The following is a 20,896-nucleotide window of genomic DNA, read 5'->3' as shown; positions in this document are numbered from 1 at the left end:
GTTAGCCCTTATTTTTATTCAGCAAATTCGCCAACCAGGTGACGATCAGCACCACGGCGAAATAAGAAATGACCAGTGCGCTGGTGAAATGGCCGCTGCCATTGCGCATGTTATAAAGGTAAACCTGCAGCGTTTCGTATTGGCTGCCCACCAGCAGGTTGGCGAAGACGAATTCGCCAATCAGGAAAGAGAACGACAGCAGTACCGCAATCATCCCGCCCTTACGCAGGTTCGGCAGCACCACCAGCAGCGCCGCCTGCCAGGTACTGGCGCCCAGCAGATGTGCGGCGTCCATCAGGTCGCGCAGGTTGATCGCCTGCATGTTGTTGCTGATGGCACGGTAAATAAACGGCAGCGTAATGGAAAAATAGCAGCCGATCAGGATCCACGGCGTGCCCAGCAGCGGCAGCGGATCAGCAGCGAACAGCTGCATCAACCCGACCGCCGACACTACCGGCGGCACGGCAAATGGCAGCAGGATCAGCACGTTCATGACCGCGTCCAGTTTGGGAAAATAGTAAGCAATCACAAACATGGTGGGCAAAATCACCACCACCGCCAGCACCAGGGTACCGAAGCAGATCAACAACGAGTGCCACAGCGCCAGCAGGAAGCGGGGATCGCTCCATAAGGCCACCAACCATTTCAGGGTAAAGCCGTCCGGCAGGATCGTCGCCCCCCATTGGGTAGCCAGCGCATAAATCAGCGTCGCCGCCAGCGGCAACAGCAGGATCAGCAACAGCAGACTGCTCACCACGCGGTGATAGCCGGTTTCAAAACGCGACATGGCCGCCCTCCGCAACATTATGAGCGCGCATTGAGGTAGCTCCTGCGCAACAGCCATTGATGGATCAGAGTGATAAACGCCATCATCGCCACCAGCAGCATGGCCAGCGCGCTGGCCAGGTTAGGATCCAGGGAGATATCCCCCGCAACCAAAGCCGATATGCGGATCGGTATCACGTTGAAATTGCCGGTGGTCAACGCGTACACCGTGGCATAAGCGCCCAGCGCGTTGGCCAGCAGGATGACAAAGGTGCCCATCAACGCCGGCGCCAGCACCGGTAAGCCGATATGCTGCCAAAAGCGCCATGGGCTGGCGCCGAGCAGCGACGCTGACTCGCGCCAGTCCTCGCGCAGCGCGTCAAACGCCGGGTACAGCAGCAGCACGCCCAGTGGGATCTGGAAGTAGGTGTAAAGCACTATCAGCCCGGTTTTGGAATACAGGTTAAAGCTCTCCATCAGGCCGTATTTGCGCAGCAGCAGCGTCAGGCAGCCGTTCAGCCCCAGCAGAATGACAAAGGCAAACGCCAGGGGGACCCCGGCGAAATTGCTGGTCATGTTGGTAAACGACATCACAAAATCATGAAACCGCGTCTGACCGAGACGTCGAAGTGAGTAACTGCCCACTAACGCAATCAGCAGCCCATAAACGCTCGACCAAAGGGAGATTTCCAGCGAGAACTGAAACGCCTGCAAATAGAACGGCGAGGTCAGTACGTCAACATAGTTGCTCAGCCCCCAGCCGCTGGTCTGGCTGAAAAAGCTGCTGACGGCAATCCACACCAGCGGCGCAATTTGAAACGCGCCGAACAGCAGGATAAACGGCAGCAGGCACAGCGCGGCAATCCACTTAGCTTTCATGGCTCACCCTTAGGCCAACAACGCACGACAACGCGGCTTGTCGTGCGGTATCTGCAGCACTTCGCACAGGGTGCCACACAGGTCGGTTTGCTGCGGGTTGGCATCGCTCTGGCTGAAGGCGTCACCGAAGACAAACAGCGGCACCTGCCGCTCTTCCGGCAACACGCCGCCGTGGCTGCGATCGTCATTCATGCCGTGATCGGCGGTGACCATCACCTGATAACCCGCGTTCAGCCAGTCGGCCAAATAGCGCGACAGCACGCCGTCGGCGTTGCGCGCCGCATTGCGGTACTGCGGCGATGACAGGCCAAAGCGGTGCCCGGTGTCGTCAATGTTCATCGGGTGGATCAGCAAGAAATCGGGTTGATGACGGCGGCGCAAACTTTCCGCATCGTCAAACAGGTGAGAATCCGGGTAACGGTCGTCGTAATAAAAATGGCCGTGCTGGATCGGCAGCTCGGCATCGTCGGTATGGCGATCGCGCGCGGCGTCGAACGGGGTACGGTTGTACAGCTCACTGAACCAATGATAGGCCGCTGCTGCGGTAGTCAAGCCCGCGGCCCGAGCGTAGTGAAACACGCTTTGCTGATGCGAGAGGCGTGACACCTGGTTATGCACCACGCCACTTTCCACCGGCGGCACACCGGTGAGAATGCATTCATACAGCGGTCTGGAGAGCGAGGGCAACTCGCTCTCCAACTGATACAACCGTCCGCGCCCTGCCGCACATTCGGCCTGCAGATAGCCCATGGCGTCGTGCGCCACCTGATAGTTCAGACCGTCCAGCAGCACGAGGATAGTTTTCATGATGGCTTAACTCACTGCTGCATAAACATAATGACGTTTTCCTGCCACTGGCGCGGCAGCGTTTTGGCACTTTGCTCCCAGGCCGCCGGATCGGCGATCGGGTGGGCATTCTTATACTGTTCGGCCGGCAGCAGCTTGGCTTTGACATCGTCAGGCAACGTCAGGTGTTCCGCACGGATTGGACGCGCATAGCCGCGCGCCAGGTTGATTTGGCCTGCGTCAGAGAAGATGTATTCACGTGCCAGCTTGGCGGCATTCGGGTGTTTGGCGTATTTGTTGATAATGGTGGTGTAACCGGAAGTGATGGATCCGTCAGAGGGGATCAGCACTTCAAAGCGGGTTTTGTCGATCTGATCGCGGTAGTTCAGGCCGTTAAAGTCCCAAACCACCCCAACCTGCACTTCGCCTTTTTCCAGCGAGGCGATCACCGGGTTGCTCAGGCTCAGGCGCCCGGCTTTAGCCAGCTTGCCGAAGAATTCCAGGCCCGGCTTCAGGTTCTTTTCATTACCGCCCATCGCGTAAGTTGCCGCCAGCACGCCGCTGGCCGCCTGCGAAGCGGTGCCGACGTCACCAATGGTGACCTGATAAGTGCCCTTTAACAGATCTGCCCAGCTGTGGGGGATCTCTTTCACCTGTTTTTTATTGATAATGAAGGCGATGGTGCCGGTATAGGCCAGCGCCCAGTGGCCGTCCTTGTCTTTGGCCCAGTCAGGCACCTGTTCCCAGGTGGAGGGTTTATATGGCTGAGTCACCCCTTTTTGTACTGCGATAGGCCCGAATGCCGCGCCCACGTCACCAATATCCGCCGTGGCATTACTCTTTTCCGCATCGAATTTGGCAATTTCCTGCGCCGAACTCATGTCGGTATCGGCATGCTTCAGGCCGTACTTGCTCAGCAGATCCTGCCAGGTATCTTTCCAGTTAGCCCAGCTGTCCGGCATGCCGACGCTGTTGACTTCCCCTTCCTTCTTGGCAGCCTGTTCCAGCGCCGCCAGATCGGAATCGGCTGCCCAGCTCATTTGACTGGTCAGGACAATGGCACTGGTTAACACGCAAGCGCACAAACGTTTCATAACTGATGCTCCGGGTGGTAGTGTGGGAGTGGCTGGACTAGTCCAGCAAGAACCAAGCCAATCTAACGGACGAATGTGATAATTATATGTCAGTCTAAAAAAGCAGCGGTTTTATCGCATTTGACGTGTTCGTCAGCCCTTCGCTGGTCTACCTTTAGCGGGGATAAACGCACTGAAATGGGGCATCTGTTGCATGAGTGAAGCATCGACAACCGTGGCGACCATCTGCCAGACGCTGAACGCCCGGATCGCCGGAGGGGAGTTCGGCGCCGACGGCAAATTGCCTTCGGAACGTGCCCTGAGCGAACAGTTTTCCACCACCCGTATTACGCTGCAGGAAGCGCTCGGTCAGTTGGAGGCGCAAGGCGTGATCTACCGTCAGGTGAGGCGCGGCTGGTTTATCTCGCCGCCGCGGCTGATCTACAACCCTCTGCAGCGCAGCCACTTCCACGCCATGGCGCAACAGCAAGGGCGTGATGCCCATACCGAAGTGATCGACAGCGCCACCGTGCCGCTGCGCGACGACCTGAGCCAAAAACTGGCTTTACCGTCCGGTAGCGAGGTCTATCGCATTCGTCGCTTGCGCTACATCGATGGCCGCGCGGTGCTGTATTGCGAGCACTACCTCAACCCGGCCTACTTTGCCGGCATTCTGGAGGCAGATTTAACCCAGTCGCTGACCGGGTTGTATGCCGAACGCTACGGCATTCGCTACGGGCGGGTGCGTTTCGATATGCTGCCAACCCTGCTGTCGCAGGAAGCGGCAGCCATGCTGAAGGTCACCTACGGCAGCCCGGCATTGTTCATTACCCGGGTAAACCGCGATCAGCACGATCGGGTGATTGACTGCGATTTGGAGTACTGGCGATACGACGCGCTGCACATTGACGTCGAAGCGTTGTAATGACATGGGAGGTTGATGACAAAGTTGCTTTTTAACCCGAGATACCCGGGCCTAGCGCTCCGGCGGGCAAGCCGCTACGACCCCATCGGCACGCTCTCACTAATAATAGGCTTTGTCAGCCGTCTGATGGGCGCATTGCTGCGCCCATGAAAGAGAGGATCAGTCGGCGTCGTAACCGAGGTTAGGCGCTAACCAACGTTCAACCTCGCCGACGCTCATGCCTTTGCGCGCCGCATAATCTTCCACCTGATCGCGCTGGATCTGCGCCACCGCGAAATATTTGCTCTGCGGGTGGCTGAAGTACCAACCCGATACCGCCGCCCCCGGCCACATGGCGAAAGATTCGGTCAACTCCATGCCGGTATGACGGTTAACGTCCAGCAACCGCCAGATTTCCGCTTTCTCGGTGTGCTCCGGACAGGCCGGATACCCCGGCGCCGGACGAATGCCCTGGTAATTTTCGCGGATCAGCTCCTCGTTGCTCAGGTTCTCGTCGCTGGCAAAGCCCCAGTGCACCTTGCGCACCTGTTCATGCAGGTACTCTGCGAAAGCCTCCGCCAAACGGTCGGACAGCGCCTTCACCATGATTTTATTGTAATCATCGTGCTGCGCGTCATAGGCCGCCGCCAGTTCATCCTCTTCCAACCCACCGGTCACTGCGAAAGCCCCGAAGTAGTCGGCCTTGCCGCTGCTTTTCGGCGCGACGAAGTCGGCCAGGCAGTAGTTCGGGAAGTCGGTTTTTTCAGTCTGCTGGCGCAGATGGCGGCTGACCACCAGCACCTCATCGCGATTCTCGTCGCGATAAACTTCAACGTCGTCACCGACCCGGTTAGCCGGGAACAGGCCATAAACACCGCGCGGGTTGAGGCTGCCGTTAGCGGCCAGCGTATCCAGCATCTGGTTGGCGTCCGCAAACAGCCGCTTGGCTTCTTCCCCCACCACTTCATCTTCCAGAATGCGCGGGTATTTGCCCGCCAGCGACCAGGTCATAAAGAACGGCGTCCAGTCGATGTAATGCCGCAGCGTCTCGATACTGGCTTCGACCGGATAAACGCCCAGTTGCTTCGGCACCGGCGGCTGGTAATTTTCCCAGTCCAGCACCATGGCATTCGCGCGCGCTTTCTGCAGATCCACCGGCGGAGTTCGCGGTTTTTTACGTGCGTGCTGAATGCGGACGGTTTCGTATTCTTTACGGGTTCGTGCCACAAAGTCGTCGCGCTGAGCGTCGGAAAGCAATGCCGACACCACGCCCACGGTACGCGAGGCATTTTGTACGTAGGTGGTTGAGCCGCTGTAATTCTGCTCAATCTTCACTGCGGTATGGGCCTTGGAGGTGGTAGCGCCGCCGATCAGCAGCGGCAGGGTAAAGCCCTGACGCTCCATCTCTTTCGCCACGTTGACCATCTCGTCCAGCGACGGGGTGATCAGCCCGGACAGGCCGATAATATCCACATTCTGCTCGCGCGCGGTTTTCAGGATTTTCTCCGTCGGCACCATCACGCCCAGATCGACAATTTCATAGTTGTTGCACTGCAGCACCACGCCAACGATATTCTTGCCAATGTCGTGTACGTCGCCCTTCACCGTCGCCAGCAGGATTTTGCCTGCCGTTGAGCCCTTTTGCTTGCTGGCCTCAATGTACGGCTCCAGATAGGCCACCGCCTGTTTCATCACGCGGGCGGATTTCACCACCTGCGGCAGGAACATCTTGCCTTCGCCGAACAGATCGCCAACGACGTTCATGCCCGCCATCAGCGGCCCCTCGATCACTTCGATCGGACGATCCGCCCTCTGCCGGGCCTCTTCGGTATCGAGTTCGATAAACTCGGTGATACCTTTCACCAGTGAGTATTCCAGCCGTTTTTCGACCGCCCAGCCGCGCCATTCCGCCTGCTGCACCGCCACTTCATTGTCTTTGCTGCCGCGGTATTTTTCCGCCAGCTCCAGCAGCCGCTCGGTGCCGTCGTCACGGCGATTGAGGATCACGTCTTCCACCGCATCCCGCAGCTCTGCTGTCAGATCGTCATAGATCGCCAGTTGCCCGGCGTTAACGATCCCCATGTCCATGCCGTTGCGGATCGCGTGATACAGGAACACCGCGTGGATCGCTTCGCGTACAGGATCGTTGCCGCGGAATGAAAACGACACGTTGGACACGCCGCCGGAAATCATCGCGTGCGGCAGGTGAGTTTTGATGTCGGCGCAGGCTTCGATAAAGTCGACGGCGTAGTTGTTATGCTCTTCAATACCGGTAGCAACGGCGAAAATATTCGGGTCGAAAATGATGTCTTCCGGCGGGAAGCCGACGCGCTCGGTCAGAATTTTGTAGGCGCGGCGGCAAATCTCGAATTTGCGCTCGCGCGTATCGGCCTGGCCCACTTCGTCAAACGCCATCACCACCACCGCGGCACCGTATCGACGCACCAGCCTGGCGTGATGAATGAAGGCCTCTTCGCCCTCTTTCATCGAGATGGAGTTAACGATGCCCTTACCCTGAATGCACTTCAGGCCTTTTTCGATCACCGACCATTTGGAGGAGTCGATCATGATCGGCACGCGGGCGATATCCGGTTCACCGGCGATCAGGTTGAGGAAACGTACCATCGCCGCTTCCGCGTCGAGCATCCCCTCATCCATGTTGATGTCGATAATCTGGGCGCCGCTTTCCACCTGCTGGCGCGCTACGGCCAGCGCTTCGCTGTATTTCTCTTCTTTGATCAGCCGCTTAAAGCGTGCCGAGCCGGTAACGTTGGTACGCTCACCCACGTTGACGAACAGCGTTTTGGCATCGATGTTTAGCGGCTCCAGCCCCGCCAGACGGCAGGCCACCGGGATCGCCGGCAATTGGCGCGGTGGCACGCCCGCCACGGCCTTGGCCATGGCGGCAATGTGCTCTGGCGTGGTGCCGCAGCAGCCGCCGATAATATTCAGGAAGCCGGCTTGCGCCCACTCCCCGACCTGCTTCGCCATCTCTTGCGCATCCAGATCGTATTCACCGAACGCATTAGGTAAACCGGCATTGGGGTGCGCGGTAACGTAGCTTTCCGATATGCGCGACAGTTCGGCAACGTATTGACGCAGTTCATCCGGCCCCAGCGCACAGTTCAGGCCAAAGCTCAGCGGTTTGACATGGCGCATCGAGTTATAGAAGGCTTCGGTGGTTTGACCGGACAGGGTTCGGCCGGAAGCATCGGTAATAGTGCCGGAAATCATGATCGGCAGCGAAACCCCCAGGGCTTCGAATTCGGTTTCCACCGCGAAGGCGGCGGCCTTGGCGTTCAGGGTATCGAAGATGGTTTCGATCATGATCAGATCGACACCGCCCTCCACCAGCGCACGCGTCGACTCGCGGTAGGCCTCCACCAGCTCGTCGAAAGAAACGTTACGAAAAGCCGGATCGTTGACGTTCGGAGAAATGGAGGCGGTGCGGTTGGTCGGCCCCAGCACCCCGGCCACGTAGCGTGGCTGCTCTGGGGTACGCGCAGTCCATTCGTCGGCGCAGGCACGCGCCAGGCAGGCGGCCTGATAGTTAATCTCGGCCGACAGCGACTCCATATGGTAGTCGGCCATGGCGATGGAGGTAGAGTTGAAGGTATTGGTTTCGAGGATGTCGGCTCCCGCTTCCAGATAGCCGTAGTGAATGGCAGTAATGACCTCGGGCTTGGTCAGCACCAGCAGATCGTTATTGCCTTTCAGATCGCTTTGCCAGTCGGCAAAACGTTCACCGCGAAAGTCGCTCTCTTCCAGACGGTAGCTTTGGATCATGGTGCCCATGCCGCCGTCCAACACTAAAATTCGCTGCGCTAACTGCCGGCGCAGTTGTTCTACTCGATTTGTCACTGTAGCCCCTTCAATTACCGATCCAGCCCATCGCTCAATTGCTGCAAAAACCAACGAGTCATCCTAGCACAGGTTGTGTCGGCAAAGGGGCGAGCGGTTATTGAGAGTTTTTCAGGTTGTCTGGCAACACATCCGATGAGCTGATTGACGGCTTGCATTTCACACGTAAAAAACGAAAATGAATTCCATCATACGGAAAAAGGAATGTGAATTATGGTCACCCCCGTTCCCGCCAAACGTGGCAAGAAGCCCCGCGCTGCATCTCCGAGCGCCAGTGCGGCAACCGGTCAGGTACAGTCGCTGACCCGTGGCCTGAAATTATTGGAATACATTGCCGAAGCTCAGGGCAACGTGGCGTTGACCGATCTGGCCCAACAGGCGGGGTTACCGAATTCCACCACTCACCGTCTGCTTTCCACCATGCAACAGCAAGGGTTCGTGCGTCAGGTCGGCGATCTGGGTCTGTGGACTATAGGTTCACACGCCTTTGTGGTGGGCAGCAGTTTTCTGCAAAGCCGCAATCTGCTGGCGATGGTACACCCTACGCTGCGTCGCCTGATGGAAGAGTCCGGCGAAACGGTTAACCTGGCGGTGCTGGATACCAGCGAGTACCAGGCAATTATTATCGACCAGGTGCAATGCACCGCGCTGATGCGCATGTCTGCGCCCATCGGCGGTAAACTGCCGATGCACGCCTCCGGTGCCGGTAAAGCCTTTCTTTCCACCTTGCCGGACGATCAGGTCACCAAGCTGCTGCATAAAAAGGGCATGCAAACCTATACCCCGCATACGCTGACGCCGCACAACCTGAAGGAAGGGCTGGCGCAGATCCGCAAGCAGGGTTTCTCGTTTGACGATGAAGAGCATGCGCTTGGCCTGCGCTGCGTGGCGGCCTGCATTTTTGACGAGCACCGCGAAGCCTTCGCTGCCATCTCGATTTCCGGGCCCATATCGCGTATCACCGACAACCGCGTGATTGAGCTTGGCGCGTTGGTGATCCATGCCGCGAAAGAGATCAGCCTGGAATACGGCGGCGTAGGTTAAATTTTCTGTTGGGGTACCGCCAGTGGTGCCTCAACCTCCTCCAGTTGCCAGCATGTGAAATTCTGTAGGTGGAGTGTTTCCATGCCTGATAAAAACTTGAAGCCGATCACAGTTAACGATCCTGCCTGCTAAAGCCGATTGCAACCGGCGAAACTTCCTTCGACAATGTTACCGATAACATGTTACCGGTAACAACTTGTGCAGGGTAACGCCACTTGTCGTTTTGGAGCTAAGCCATGAGCAATAATCAAAACCGTATTTACGTCATTATGGGCGTTTCCGGCAGCGGCAAGTCCGCCGTGGCCGCCGCAGCGGCCCGCCAACTGTCTGCCGGGTTTCTTGACGGTGACTTTCTGCACCCGCGCAGCAATATCCTGAAAATGGCCGCCGGTGAACCGCTGAACGATGACGATCGCGCCCCCTGGCTGGCCGCACTCAACGACGCGGCTTTCGCCATGCAACGCACCAATACTGTTTCGGTCATTGTCTGTTCGGCGCTGAAAAAGCACTACCGCGATCGCCTGCGCGCCGGTAACGGTAACCTGTCGTTCATCTACCTACACGGCGATTTTCCGGTGATCGAAGCCCGCCTGGCTGCGCGTAACGGCCACTTCTTCAAGCCACAGATGCTGGTAACGCAATTCGCGGCGCTGGAGCAACCGGGCGCGGACGAAAGCGACGTCATGTCCGTGGACATCAACCAGCCGCTGGAAGCCGTCATCGCCGATACCGTGCGACATATTCAGAGTTTCCTGCCTCAGGACGTATGCGCGTGAATACTGTAACGCTGGTCGGTACTGCAGTCGGCTCGGTTCTATTACTGCTGTTTTTGGTGATGAAGGCGCGTATGCACGCCTTCGTCGCCTTAATGTTGGTGTCTATCGCTGCCGGTATTTTCTCCGGCATGCCGCTGGACCGCATCGCCGACACCATGCAAAAAGGTATGGGCGATACGCTGGGCTTCCTGGCGATCGTAGTGGCTCTGGGCGCCATGTTCGGCAAGATACTGCACGAGGTCGGTGCACTCGATCAAATTGCGGCACATTTGCTGAAACGTTTCGGCCAAAGTAAGGCCCATTACGCCCTCGGCATCGCCGGGTTGATCTGCGCCCTGCCGCTGTTCTTTGACGTGGCGGTGGTACTGCTGATCGGCATTGTGTTTGCCGTCGCACGTCGCACCGACGGCAACATCGTCAAGCTGGCTATTCCCCTGTTTGCCGGCGTCGCCGCTGCGGCCTCCTTCTTGCTGCCGGGGCCGGTGCCAATGCTGCTGGCGGCGCAAATGAAAGCCGACTTCGGCTGGATGATCGCCATCGGCCTGGTCGCCGCTATCCTCGGTATGCTGATTGCAGGCCCATTGTACGGCAGCTTTATCAGCCGCTTCGTGAGCTGGCCAATGCCGGCGGATGAAAACGAACCGACGCTCAACAAGGGCAACCTGCCGTCATTTGGCTTTAGCCTGGCGCTGGTACTCTGCCCGTTGGTGCTGGTCGGTATGAAAACCATTGGCGCACGTCTGGTCACGCCGGGTTCTCAGCTGCAGCAGTGGCTGGAGTTTATTGGCCACCCGTTCACCGCCATTTTGATTGCCTGTCTGATCGTGATTTATGGTCTGGCAAAACCGCGCGGCATGACCAACGAACAAACGCTGGCCATCTGTTCGGCTGCGGTGCAGCCCGCCGGGATCATCTTGCTGATGACCGGTGCCGGTGGCGTGTTCAAACAAATCCTGGTGGATTCTGGCGTCGGCCCGGCACTGGGCGACGCCATGATTGGCACCGGTCTGCCAATAGCCGTGGCGGCCTTTGCGCTGTCCGCCATGGTGCGCGTGATTCAAGGTTCAGCCACCGTTGCCTGCCTGACTACCGTCGGCCTGGTGTTGCCGGTGACCAGTCAACTGGGCCTCGGCGGCGGGCAGTTGGCCGCGCTGGCTATCTGTATTGCCGGGGGCTCTATCGTACTCAGCCACGTCAATGATGCCGGTTTCTGGCTGTTCGGCAAATTTACCGGCGCCAATGAGCTGCAAACGCTAAAAACCTGGACGGTGATGGAAACCCTCCTCGGCAGCGTGGGTGGCATCATCGGCATGATTGCTTTCACCCTGTTTTAAACCACGATAACGACATAACACCGCCCCCGGCCTTTGCACATCAGGGCTGCAATCTCCCCCCGGGGGCACCGCTACAGGCGGCGTCTATAACAATAGCCATGTGAGGAAGGTATGCTTAATCCCACCCTATCCCGTGTCACGCAACGCATCATCGATCGTTCCAAACAGAGCCGCACCGCCTATCTGGCACGCATAGAAGCGGCGCGCTCCCAAACCGTACACCGCGCACAGCTGGCCTGCGGCAACCTGGCGCACGGTTTTGCCGCCTGCCAGCCGGATGACAAAACTGCGCTGAAAAACATGGTGCGCAGCGATATCGCCATCATCACCGCCTATAACGATATGTTATCCGCCCACCAGCCCTACGAAAACTATCCCCAGCGGCTGAAACAGGCGCTGCATGCCGTAGGCGCGGTCGGTCAGGTAGCCGGTGGCGTACCGGCGATGTGCGACGGCGTGACCCAGGGGCAGGACGGCATGGAGCTGTCGCTGATGAGCCGCGACGTGATTGCCATGTCCTCGGCTATCGGCCTGTCGCACAATATGTTCGACGGCGCGCTGTTCCTCGGCATCTGCGACAAAATCGTGCCGGGTCTGGTGATGTCCGCCCTGTCGTTTGGCCATTTGCCGTCGCTGTTTGTGCCTGCCGGCCCGATGAGCAGCGGCTTACCGAACAAAGAAAAAGTGCGCGTGCGTCAACTGTACGCGGAAGGCAAGGCCGATCGCCTGGCGCTGTTGGAGGCCGAAGCCGCTTCGTATCACGGCATCGGTACCTGCACCTTCTACGGCACCGCCAACACCAACCAGATGGTAATGGAAGTGATGGGGCTGCACCTGCCAGGTGCCTCCTTCGTTCACCCGGATACCCCTTTGCGCGATGCACTGACCGACGCTGCCGCACGTCAGGTTACTCGCCTGACCGAAACCGCCGGTAACTATCTGCCGATAGGAAAACTGGTGGATGAGAAGGTGGTGGTGAACGGCATCGTCGCGCTGCTGGCTACCGGCGGCTCCACAAACCTGACCATGCATATGGTGGCGATGGCGCGCGCCGCCGGCATTATCATCAACTGGGACGACTTCTCCGAACTGTCGGACGCCGTGCCGCTGCTGTGCCGCATTTACCCGAACGGCCCGGCGGACATCAATCAGTTCCAGGCATCGGGCGGCGTCGCCCTGGTGGTCCGCGAGCTGCTAAAGCACGGCCTGCTGCACGAAGACGTGCACACCGTGGCCGGTTTTGGCCTGAAGCGCTATACCCAGGAGCCGTGGTTGGATAATGGCCAGTTGGCCTGGCGCGAGGGAGCGGATACTTCGCTCGATCCCCTGGTCATCGCCAGCGTCACCGAGCCTTTTGAACACCACGGCGGCACCAAAGTCTTGGCAGGCAACCTCGGCCGCGCGGTGATGAAAACCTCGGCGGTGCCGGCCGACAACCAGATTATCGAAGCGCCGGCGGTGATATTTGAAAGCCAGCATGACATCGTGCCGGCGTTTGAGGCCGGCAAGCTGGATCGCGATTGCGTAGTAGTGGTTCGCTTCCAGGGGCCGCAGGCCAACGGCATGCCTGAGCTGCACAAGCTGATGCCGCCGCTGGGCGTGCTGATGGACCGCGGGTTTAAAGTCGCGCTGGTCACCGATGGCCGCCTTTCAGGCGCCTCCGGCAAGGTCCCTTCCGCCATCCACGTAACCCCGGAAGCCTATACCGGCGGCATGCTGGCCAAGGTGCAGGACGGCGATGTGATCCGCGTGAATGGCCGCACCGGCGAGCTGGCATTGCTGGTCGATGCCGAGATTCTGGCCCAACGAGCGCCTTACCAACCTGACCTGAGCGCAGAACATATCGGCTGTGGCCGTGAACTGTTCGGCGCATTACGCAGCCAGCTTTCCGGGGCCGAACAGGGCGCCTGCTGCATTCAATTTTAACCGATAGCGTGGCCGCGCAGCGGCCATAACTGGAGAGAACCGTTAATGAACAATTGGAAGACAAGCGCAGAACAGATCCTGATGGCCGGACCGGTAGTTCCGGTGATTGTCATCAACAAATTGGAACACGCTGTCCCCCTGGCGAAGGCTCTGGTGGCCGGTGGCGTCCGGGTATTGGAAGTCACCCTGCGCACCGCCTGTGCAATGGATGCGATCCGCGCCATTGCCAAAGAAGTGCCGGATGCCATCATCGGTGCCGGCACCGTCATCAACCCGCAGCAACTGCAGGAAGTGACCGATGCCGGTGCTCAATTCGCCATCAGCCCGGGGCTGACCGCCGATCTGCTGAAAGCGGCCACTGCCGGTTCAATCCCGTTAATTCCAGGCATCAGCACCGTGTCTGAACTGATGCTGGGCATGGACCATGGGCTGCGTGAGTTTAAATTCTTCCCGGCGGAAGCCAACGGGGGTGTGAAGGCACTACAGGCAATCGGCGGCCCGTTCCCGCAGGTACGTTTCTGCCCGACCGGCGGTATTTCACCGAGCAACTACCGTGACTATCTGGCGCTGAACAGCGTGCTGTGCATCGGGGGTTCCTGGCTGGTACCGGCGGATGCGCTGGAAAGCGGCGACTACGCGCGCATCACTGAATTGGCGCGTGCCGCCGTTGCGGGTGCAAAAGCTTAATGCTATCGGGCGCGGCGTGCCGCGCCCTTACGTCGCTGCCGAGGTCGCAGGTAATTCCACTCCGCTGCGCTGACTGAAACGCCGCTTCTTGCGGTAAGCGAATACGTCTTCCACATGCCCATCGCGAATGCGCTGCTGCAGCCCGCGCCAGTAATCAGCTTCGAACAGATCGCTATGCAGCTCTTCAAACACCTGTCGAATGCGCCGGTCGCCACACAGAAAGTGCCGGAACTCCTCCGGGAACACATCATTCGCTGATACGCTGTACCACGGCTCGCTGGCCAATTCGTCTTCCGGGTAACGCGGCGGTGGAATATCGCGGAAGTTCACCTCGGTCATGTAGCAAATTTCATCGTAATCGTAGAACACCACCCGCCCGTGCCGGGTCACGCCGAAGTTCTTGAACAGCATATCGCCGGGGAAGATATTGGCGGCGGCCAGCTGTTTGATCGCATTGCCGTACTCTTCGATGGCGTCACGCATCTGCTGCTCATTGGCCTGCTCCAGATACAGGTTCAGCGGTGTCATGCGCCGTTCCATATACAGATGCTTGATCACGATGCGATCGCCCAGATCCTCCAGTTTGTCCGGCACTTCACGCTGCAACTCAGCCAAAAGCTCCGGGCTGAGACGCGCTTTGTCGACGACAAAATTCTCGTATTCTTGGGTATCCGCCATACGCCCAACGCGATCGTGTTCTTTCACCAGTTGGTAACAGGCCATTACCTGTGCCTGCGTCACTTCTTTTTGCGGTGCGAACTCATCCTTGATCATCTTGAACACCCGATCGAACGACGGCAGGGTGAATACCAGCATCACCATGCCTTTCACCCCCGGCGCGATGATGAACTGCTCCTGCGAGCCGGCCATAAACGTCAGGTATTCGCGGTAACACTCCGTTTTTCCGTGCTTCTGGCAGCCAATCGCCATATACAGTTCGGCGGTGGTTTTGCCCGGCAGGATCTCACGCAGCCACTCGACCATCGCTGCCGGAAGCGGTGCATAAACCATAAAATAAGAACGTGCGAAGCCAAACACGATGCTGGCCTCGGCCTTGCTGGTCAGGCAGGTATCTATAAACAGGTCGCCGGAATCACTGTGGTGGATCGGTAACAGGAAGGGATAGACCGTATCCGCCACGCGCAGCTTACCCACCAACCAGGCGGCCTTGTTGCGGTAAAAAAGCTCATTGGCGATCTGGAATGTCGCCCCCGCCAGCTGCTGCGCGCTAAAGCTCTGTTGCAACGCCCGAGTGATGTAATCAATGTCGCGCGGCAAATTTTCCCAAGGTAGCCGTAAGGGCAAATCGGTCAGCAGGTTGTACAGCATCGCCGACACGTCGCCGTTAGCGGTGAAATCACGCGACAGCGGGCGCGGGATATCGCGAAAGCGTCCCTCAGGTTGAGAGCTGAAAACAAACAGCTTTTCCGGCGTCAGATCGCGGTGCTTGAACAGGCGGCAGTAAACCGAATTGAAAAAGCTTTCGGCAATCTCAAAACGGGGATATTCCGGCAGCAAGTCGGTGTACACCGCCTTCACCCGGCTGGGGAAATCAGCATCGAAGTACTTTTGCCCGGTGATGCACTTCAGTTGCTCCACCACCAGGCCGACGTGATGGTCATACAGGTGAATACGCTTTTTCATCGCCTGTTGCACCGCCGGCCAGTCTGCGCGCTCAAAACGCTGCTGCGCACCGGCGGTCACTTCAAGGAAGCGGCCGTATTGCGCATCAAAACCCTGCAGTATCGTCTGTGCGATCAACAGCTCCAGTTTCGCCGCCATCCTTACCTCCCGCCAGAAAAGAGAGCCTGCATAAGCAGGCCCTGATTTAGATTTTGTTAGCTCTGCGGCCTCAGAACTGCTGTTCTTCCGTCGAACCGGTCAGCGCCGTTACCGAAGAGGTGCCGCCCTGAATGATGGTAGTGACCTTGTCGAAATAGCCGGTCCCCACTTCCTGTTGGTGCGATGCGAAGGTGTAGCCGCGTGAAACGGCATCGAATTCAGGTTTCTGTACCTTCTCGACGTAGTGCTTCATGCCCTCGCCCTGTGCATAAGCGTGCGCCAGGTCAAACATGTTGAACCACATGCTGTGGATGCCCGCCAGCGTGATGAACTGGTATTTGTATCCCATCGCCGACAGCTCTTCCTGGAAGCGGGCAATCGTCTGATCGTCCAGGTTCTTTTTCCAGTTGAACGACGGCGAGCAGTTGTATGCCAGCAGTTTGCCTGGGAATTTGGCGTGAATAGCGTCGGCGAAACGCTTGGCTGCCTGCAGATCCGGCGTGGAGGTTTCGCACCACACCAGGTCGGCGTAAGGGCAATACGCCAGGCCACGGCTGATCGCTTGCTCAATGCCGGCATGGGTACGGAAGAAACCTTCCGCAGTACGTTCGCCGGAGACAAACTCGCTGTCGTATGGATCGCAGTCAGACGTCAATAAATCGGCGGCATCGGCATCGGTACGCGCAATGACCAGCGTTGGCACCCCGAGCACGTCAGCAGCCAAACGCGCTGCAACCAGCTTCTGAATCGCTTCCTGGGTGGGCACCAGCACTTTGCCGCCCATATGGCCGCATTTTTTCACCGCCGCCAATTGGTCTTCGAAATGCACCCCGGCAGCGCCGGCCTCAATCATGGCCTTCATCAGTTCAAAAGCATTCAGCACGCCGCCAAAACCGGCTTCGGCATCGGCGACGATCGGCAGGAAGTAGTCGGTGTAACCCTTGCTGCCCGGCTCAATCTTATTGGCCCACTGGATCTGATCGGCTCGGCGGAAAGTATTGTTGATGCGTTTAACCACGGCCGGCACGGAATCAACCGGGTACAGCGACTGGTCCGGATACATGGCAGAGGCGGTGTTGGCATCCGCAGCGACCTGCCAGCCAGACAGATAAATCGCTTCGATACCGGCTTTGGCCTGCTGTAGTGCCTGCCCACCCGTCAACGCACCCAGGCTGTTGACATAGCCTTTGCGTGATTTACCGTGCAGCAGTTCCCACAGCTTGGCGGCACCGTTTTGCGCCAGCGTACAGACCGGATTTACCGAGCCGCGCAGATTAATCACGTCTTCAGCGCTGTACGGGCGGGTGATGCCTTCCCAACGAGCCGATGTCCATTCCTGTTCCAGTTGTTGAATCTGTTGAGCACGAGAGGTAGACATAATTTTTATCCTTTTCAATAATGTAGGGTTAATGGTCAGGAACTGGTTCAGGCCAGGAGCTCATAGCCAGGTAACGTCAGAAAATCGATTAATTCGTCTTGCGTAGTGATACGTTCCATCAGGCGCGCGGCTTCTTCGAAACGGCCAGCATTAAAACGCGCCTCACCCAACTCTTCACGTACCACCAACATCTCTTCTTTCAGCATCTGGCGGAACAGCGCCTTGGTGACCAACTGGCCATCGCTCAGGCTCTTTTGGTGATGGATCCACTGCCAGATTGAGGTACGGGAGATTTCCGCCGTCGCAGCATCTTCCATCAGGCCGTAAATCGGTACGCAGCCATTGCCGGAAATCCAGGCTTCGATGTATTGCACCGCCACACGAATATTGGCGCGCATGCCCGCTTCGGTCCGTTCGCCATCACAGGGTTCCAGCAGCTGCGCGGCGCTGATCGGCGCATCGTTTTCACGCAGGACTTCCAGCTGATTACGGCGTTCGCCGAGCACTTTGCTGAACACTTCCATCACGGTATCCGCCAGCCCCGGATGCGCCACCCAGGTGCCGTCATGGCCGTTATTGGCCTCCAGCTCTTTATCCGCCCGCACCTTGTTCAACACCCAGGCATTCTTCTCGGCGTCTTTGCTCGGAATAAACGCCGCCATGCCCCCCATGGCGAAAGCGCCTCGCTTATGGCAGGTTTTGATCAGCAAGCGGGAGTAAGCACTGAGGAATGACTTGTCCATCGTGACCGACTGGCGATCCGGCAGGACCCGATCAGCATGGTTTTTCAGCGTTTTGATATAGCTGAAGATGTAATCCCAACGGCCGCAGTTCAACCCGACGATATGATCGCGCAGGTGGTAGAGGATCTCGTCCATCTGGAATACCGCCGGCAACGTTTCGATCAATACGGTGGCCTTGATGGTGCCGCGCGGCAGGGAGAAACGATCCTCGGCAAAGCTGAAGACCTCACTCCACCAGGCGGCTTCCTGCCAGGATTGGGTTTTGGGCAGGTAGAAATAAGGGCCGCTGCCTTTTGCCAGCAATTGACGGTAGTTGTGGAAGAAATACAGAGCGAAATCAAACAGGCCGCCTGGGATCGCTTCGCCCTGCCACTGCACGTGTTTCTCCGGCAAATGCAGGCCACGTACGCGCGCAATCAATACCGCTGGATTGGGCTTCAGCTGATAAATCTTGCCGGCTTCATTGGTGTAAGAAATGGTGCCATTCACCGCATCGTGCAGGTTGATTTGCCCATCGATCACTTTGTCCCAGCTCGGCGCCAGTGAATCTTCGAAATCCGCCATAAAGACCTTCACATTGGCATTCAGGGCATTGATCACCATCTTGCGTTCCACCGGCCCCGTGATTTCGACCCGACGGTCGCGCAGATCCTCAGGTATGCCGCGGATCTTCCACTCACCATTACGAATGGAATCAGTTTCCGAAATAAAGTCAGGAAGTTCACCCTGATCGACCTTCTGCTGCCAACAGGCACGCGCAGCCAAAAGTTTGTTGCGCTGCGGAGTAAATTTACTCACCAGATCCGCCAGGAATTCGACCGCGTCATCCGTCAACACCTGCCGTTCAGCCGCGGTGAAACTCTGCGTAAACGTTAACTCCGTGCCTGCTATCTGTTGCGTCATTGTCTTGCTCCTTCCCATCATTGTGCACCGCCGCTGTAAGTCAGGCGGGCACATCTTCATCAGAAATCAGTGCGGATCAGGATGAATAAAATGATCCTCAACTGGTCAGATCTCATCTCACTGGATCTAAGAATACTCAACTAAAAATAAAAATCAAAAACGATTTCCATTTTATTATTAAATATTTAATTAACCTTTTGTTATCAATTAGTTATTAAAAATAACAATACCAGCAAGTAAGGAAACCGGTTCCATTACCTGGCAATAGTTACATCAAGTGTTTGTTAGATAATGAGTTTTAGTAAGAATGGCAGGTAATTAAGAGGAAAAGCGTCAGGAAGAGGTGTGCCGGCGGCCTCGATTCAGCCGCCAGCTAAAGCAAAAAACGTTATTCGAGGGTCGGGTTCATATGGCGCAGATCGTACGGTGTGATCTGGTAAACATAGTAGTTAAGCCAGTTGGCGAACAGCAGGTGACCATGGCTGCGCCAGGAAGCTTTGGGGGTAAGTTCGGGGTTATCGTCGGGGAAGTAATTGAGCGGCACTACCGGGTTGAGACCTGCTTCGTTATCGCGACAATACTCACCGGCGAGAGTTAGTGCATCATACTCTGGGTGCCCGGTCACGAACGCCAGCCGTTTATCCTTACTGGCGAACAAATAGGCCCCGGTTTGCTCCGACTCGGCCAGGATATCCAGATCCGTGTACTGCCGAATAATCTCGGTAGGGAAATCCGCATAGCGCGAATGAGGCGCCAGGAAGGTCTCATCAAAACCGCGGGTCAACAACGCATGCTGTTGCAACGTTTGGTGCTGATAGACGCCAGAGAGCTTCACCTCACGGGTCATCTTTGGGATGCCATACAGAATATTCAATGCGGCCTGTACTGCCCAACAGACAAACAGCGTGGAGGTAACGTGGTTCTTGGCCCAATCTATTACTCGTTCAATCTGCGGCCAGTAAGCAACGTCGCAGAAATCAACCAACCCTAGCGGCGCCCCCGTCACGATCAGACCATCAAAGTTCTCATCCTGGATGTCTTCAAAATCACAGTAAAAGTTGTTCAGATGCTCCGCAGGCGTGTTTTTGGACTCACGGCTGTCGATACGTAACAGCTGAATATCAATTTGCAAAGGAGAGTTGGAAAGCAGGCGTAAAAACTGGTTTTCCGTCTCGATCTTCTTTGGCATCAGGTTAAGGATCAGCACTTTCAACGGCCTGATTTCCTGTGTTTTTGCCCTTGAGGATGCCATCACAAAGACATTCTCATTGCGCAAGAAACTAACTGCAGGTAACTCATCAGGAACACGAATCGGCATTGCTTAATCCCCACACATCCGTTTAAACGTTTAGACTTCTAGATGCCCGAAGATAGCGGTTTTTTACTGCAATGTCGAGTGTTCAACGGAAAGGTGAAAATGTTTCATAGCGGCGGAACAGGCGGGAGATCGTAGTTTTGAAACGTAAAAGGCAAAAAGGCCATCCTTGCGGATGGCCTCTTGGCTTAATTGATGCCTGGCAGTGTCCTACACGACTCGTCTCATCCTGAGACTCACCCCTTCGGGGCCGCCGCAAGCGACGTTAAAGCCCGTTCCCGACGGGCTTTTCGCATGCCCATACTCGAGCAGAACGATATACAGCAGACAAAACAAAAAGCCCTACGCTTTCACGTAGGGCTTGTTGCTTTATTTGATGCTTGGCAGTGTCCTACTCTCGCATGGGGAGACCCCACACTACCATCGGCGCTACGGCGTTTCACTTCTGAGTTCGGCATGGGGTCAGGTGGGACCACCGCGCTATTGCCGCCAAGCAAATTCTTTTAATTCTTTTTGCCGAACTTCTAAACCCACTTTAAATAAAGTGGTGCTGATACCCAGAGTCGAACTGGGGACCTCACCCTTACCAAGGGTGCGCTCTACCAACTGAGCCATATCAGCACACTAATTTGATGCCTGGCAGTGTCCTACTCTCGCATGGGGAGACCCCACACTACCATCGGCGCTACGGCGTTTCACTTCTGAGTTCGGCATGGGGTCAGGTGGGACCACCGCGCTAT

General features: G+C 57.2%; 15 protein-coding genes, 1 tRNA gene and 2 rRNA genes. 6 read left to right on the top strand and 12 right to left on the bottom strand.

Annotation, left to right across the window (positions count from 1 at the left end; all coding sequences use genetic code 11):
• Position 1: 1 nt before the first annotated feature.
• The 4 genes from H5P17_RS20030 to H5P17_RS20015 are packed head-to-tail and all read right to left on the bottom strand — an operon-like array spanning position 2 to position 3,524.
• Positions 2-787 (bottom strand): ABC transporter permease, encoded by a 786-nt coding sequence (locus H5P17_RS20030; protein WP_044553836.1) that lies wholly within the window; start codon positions 785-787, stop codon positions 2-4.
• A 17-nt stretch (positions 788-804) separates the two neighbouring features.
• A complete protein-coding gene (locus H5P17_RS20025) occupies positions 805-1,644 on the bottom strand; it encodes an ABC transporter permease subunit (RefSeq protein WP_044553838.1) in 840 nt (279 codons plus the stop codon).
• A 9-nt stretch (positions 1,645-1,653) separates the two neighbouring features.
• Entirely contained in the window at positions 1,654-2,451 is a 798-nt protein-coding gene (locus H5P17_RS20020) for an alkaline phosphatase family protein (RefSeq protein ID WP_044553841.1), read from the bottom strand.
• An 11-nt stretch (positions 2,452-2,462) separates the two neighbouring features.
• The gene (locus H5P17_RS20015; RefSeq protein WP_044553842.1) at positions 2,463-3,524 is read right to left on the bottom strand and encodes an ABC transporter substrate-binding protein; all 1,062 of its coding nucleotides are present in this window, start codon (positions 3,522-3,524) and stop codon (positions 2,463-2,465) included.
• A gap of 193 nt (positions 3,525-3,717) precedes the next feature.
• Here H5P17_RS20015 and H5P17_RS20010 point away from each other — a divergent pair, with 193 nt between their 5' ends.
• Positions 3,718-4,428: a UTRA domain-containing protein gene (locus H5P17_RS20010; RefSeq protein WP_182824837.1), complete on the top strand. Its 711-nt coding sequence runs from the start codon at positions 3,718-3,720 to the stop codon at positions 4,426-4,428.
• A 159-nt stretch (positions 4,429-4,587) separates the two neighbouring features.
• Here the strand turns inward: H5P17_RS20010 and metH are convergent, their stop codons facing one another.
• Positions 4,588-8,283: a methionine synthase gene (gene metH, locus H5P17_RS20005; protein WP_370570050.1), complete on the bottom strand. Its 3,696-nt coding sequence runs from the start codon at positions 8,281-8,283 to the stop codon at positions 4,588-4,590.
• 198 nt (positions 8,284-8,481) lie between these two features.
• Between metH and iclR the strand changes: the two genes are divergently transcribed.
• From iclR to H5P17_RS19980, 5 genes are all read left to right on the top strand, one after another.
• A complete protein-coding gene (gene iclR / locus H5P17_RS20000) occupies positions 8,482-9,312 on the top strand; it encodes a glyoxylate bypass operon transcriptional repressor IclR (RefSeq protein ID WP_182824833.1) in 831 nt (276 codons plus the stop codon).
• A 236-nt stretch (positions 9,313-9,548) separates the two neighbouring features.
• Positions 9,549-10,088 carry a gluconokinase gene (gntK, locus tag H5P17_RS19995; protein ID WP_044553850.1) on the top strand — a complete coding sequence of 180 codons (540 nt, stop codon included), beginning with the start codon at positions 9,549-9,551 and terminating at the stop codon, positions 10,086-10,088.
• Positions 10,085-11,422 (top strand): gluconate transporter, encoded by a 1,338-nt coding sequence (gene gntU / locus H5P17_RS19990; RefSeq protein WP_044553905.1) that lies wholly within the window; start codon positions 10,085-10,087, stop codon positions 11,420-11,422. The genes gntK and gntU overlap by 4 nt, the downstream gene beginning before the upstream one ends.
• A gap of 111 nt (positions 11,423-11,533) precedes the next feature.
• Positions 11,534-13,348 (top strand): phosphogluconate dehydratase, encoded by a 1,815-nt coding sequence (gene edd / locus H5P17_RS19985; protein WP_182824831.1) that lies wholly within the window; start codon positions 11,534-11,536, stop codon positions 13,346-13,348.
• 45 nt (positions 13,349-13,393) lie between these two features.
• A complete protein-coding gene (locus H5P17_RS19980) occupies positions 13,394-14,035 on the top strand; it encodes a bifunctional 4-hydroxy-2-oxoglutarate aldolase/2-dehydro-3-deoxy-phosphogluconate aldolase (RefSeq protein ID WP_044553854.1) in 642 nt (213 codons plus the stop codon).
• A gap of 27 nt (positions 14,036-14,062) precedes the next feature.
• Here H5P17_RS19980 and aceK read toward each other — a convergent pair whose 3' ends face one another.
• The 7 genes from aceK to rrf (H5P17_RS19945) form a co-directional block, all read right to left on the bottom strand.
• On the bottom strand, positions 14,063-15,817 hold the full coding sequence (gene aceK / locus H5P17_RS19975) for a bifunctional isocitrate dehydrogenase kinase/phosphatase (RefSeq protein WP_182824829.1): 1,755 nt from the start codon (positions 15,815-15,817) through the stop codon (positions 14,063-14,065).
• A gap of 70 nt (positions 15,818-15,887) precedes the next feature.
• A complete protein-coding gene (gene aceA, locus H5P17_RS19970; protein WP_182824827.1) occupies positions 15,888-17,195 on the bottom strand; it encodes an isocitrate lyase in 1,308 nt (435 codons plus the stop codon).
• A gap of 47 nt (positions 17,196-17,242) precedes the next feature.
• Positions 17,243-18,841 carry a malate synthase A gene (gene aceB, locus H5P17_RS19965; RefSeq protein ID WP_182824825.1) on the bottom strand — a complete coding sequence of 533 codons (1,599 nt, stop codon included), beginning with the start codon at positions 18,839-18,841 and terminating at the stop codon, positions 17,243-17,245.
• 388 nt (positions 18,842-19,229) lie between these two features.
• Complete coding sequence (gene metA / locus H5P17_RS19960) at positions 19,230-20,159, bottom strand: homoserine O-succinyltransferase (RefSeq protein WP_044553861.1); 930 nt, start codon at positions 20,157-20,159, stop codon at positions 19,230-19,232.
• A gap of 375 nt (positions 20,160-20,534) precedes the next feature.
• Positions 20,535-20,650 (bottom strand): 5S ribosomal RNA (rrf, locus tag H5P17_RS19955).
• Positions 20,651-20,701: 51 nt separating this feature from the next.
• Positions 20,702-20,777 (bottom strand) — tRNA-Thr (locus H5P17_RS19950).
• A 13-nt stretch (positions 20,778-20,790) separates the two neighbouring features.
• Positions 20,791-20,896: ribosomal RNA gene (rrf, locus tag H5P17_RS19945) — 5S ribosomal RNA — on the bottom strand; the annotation flags it as partial.

Origin of the sequence: Serratia sp. OS31 (assembly GCF_014164835.1) — a bacterium.
In the GTDB taxonomy this organism is placed as follows: Bacteria; Pseudomonadota; Gammaproteobacteria; order Enterobacterales; family Enterobacteriaceae; genus Serratia; species Serratia liquefaciens_A.
This window is presented reverse-complemented; position numbering and strand designations above follow the sequence as displayed.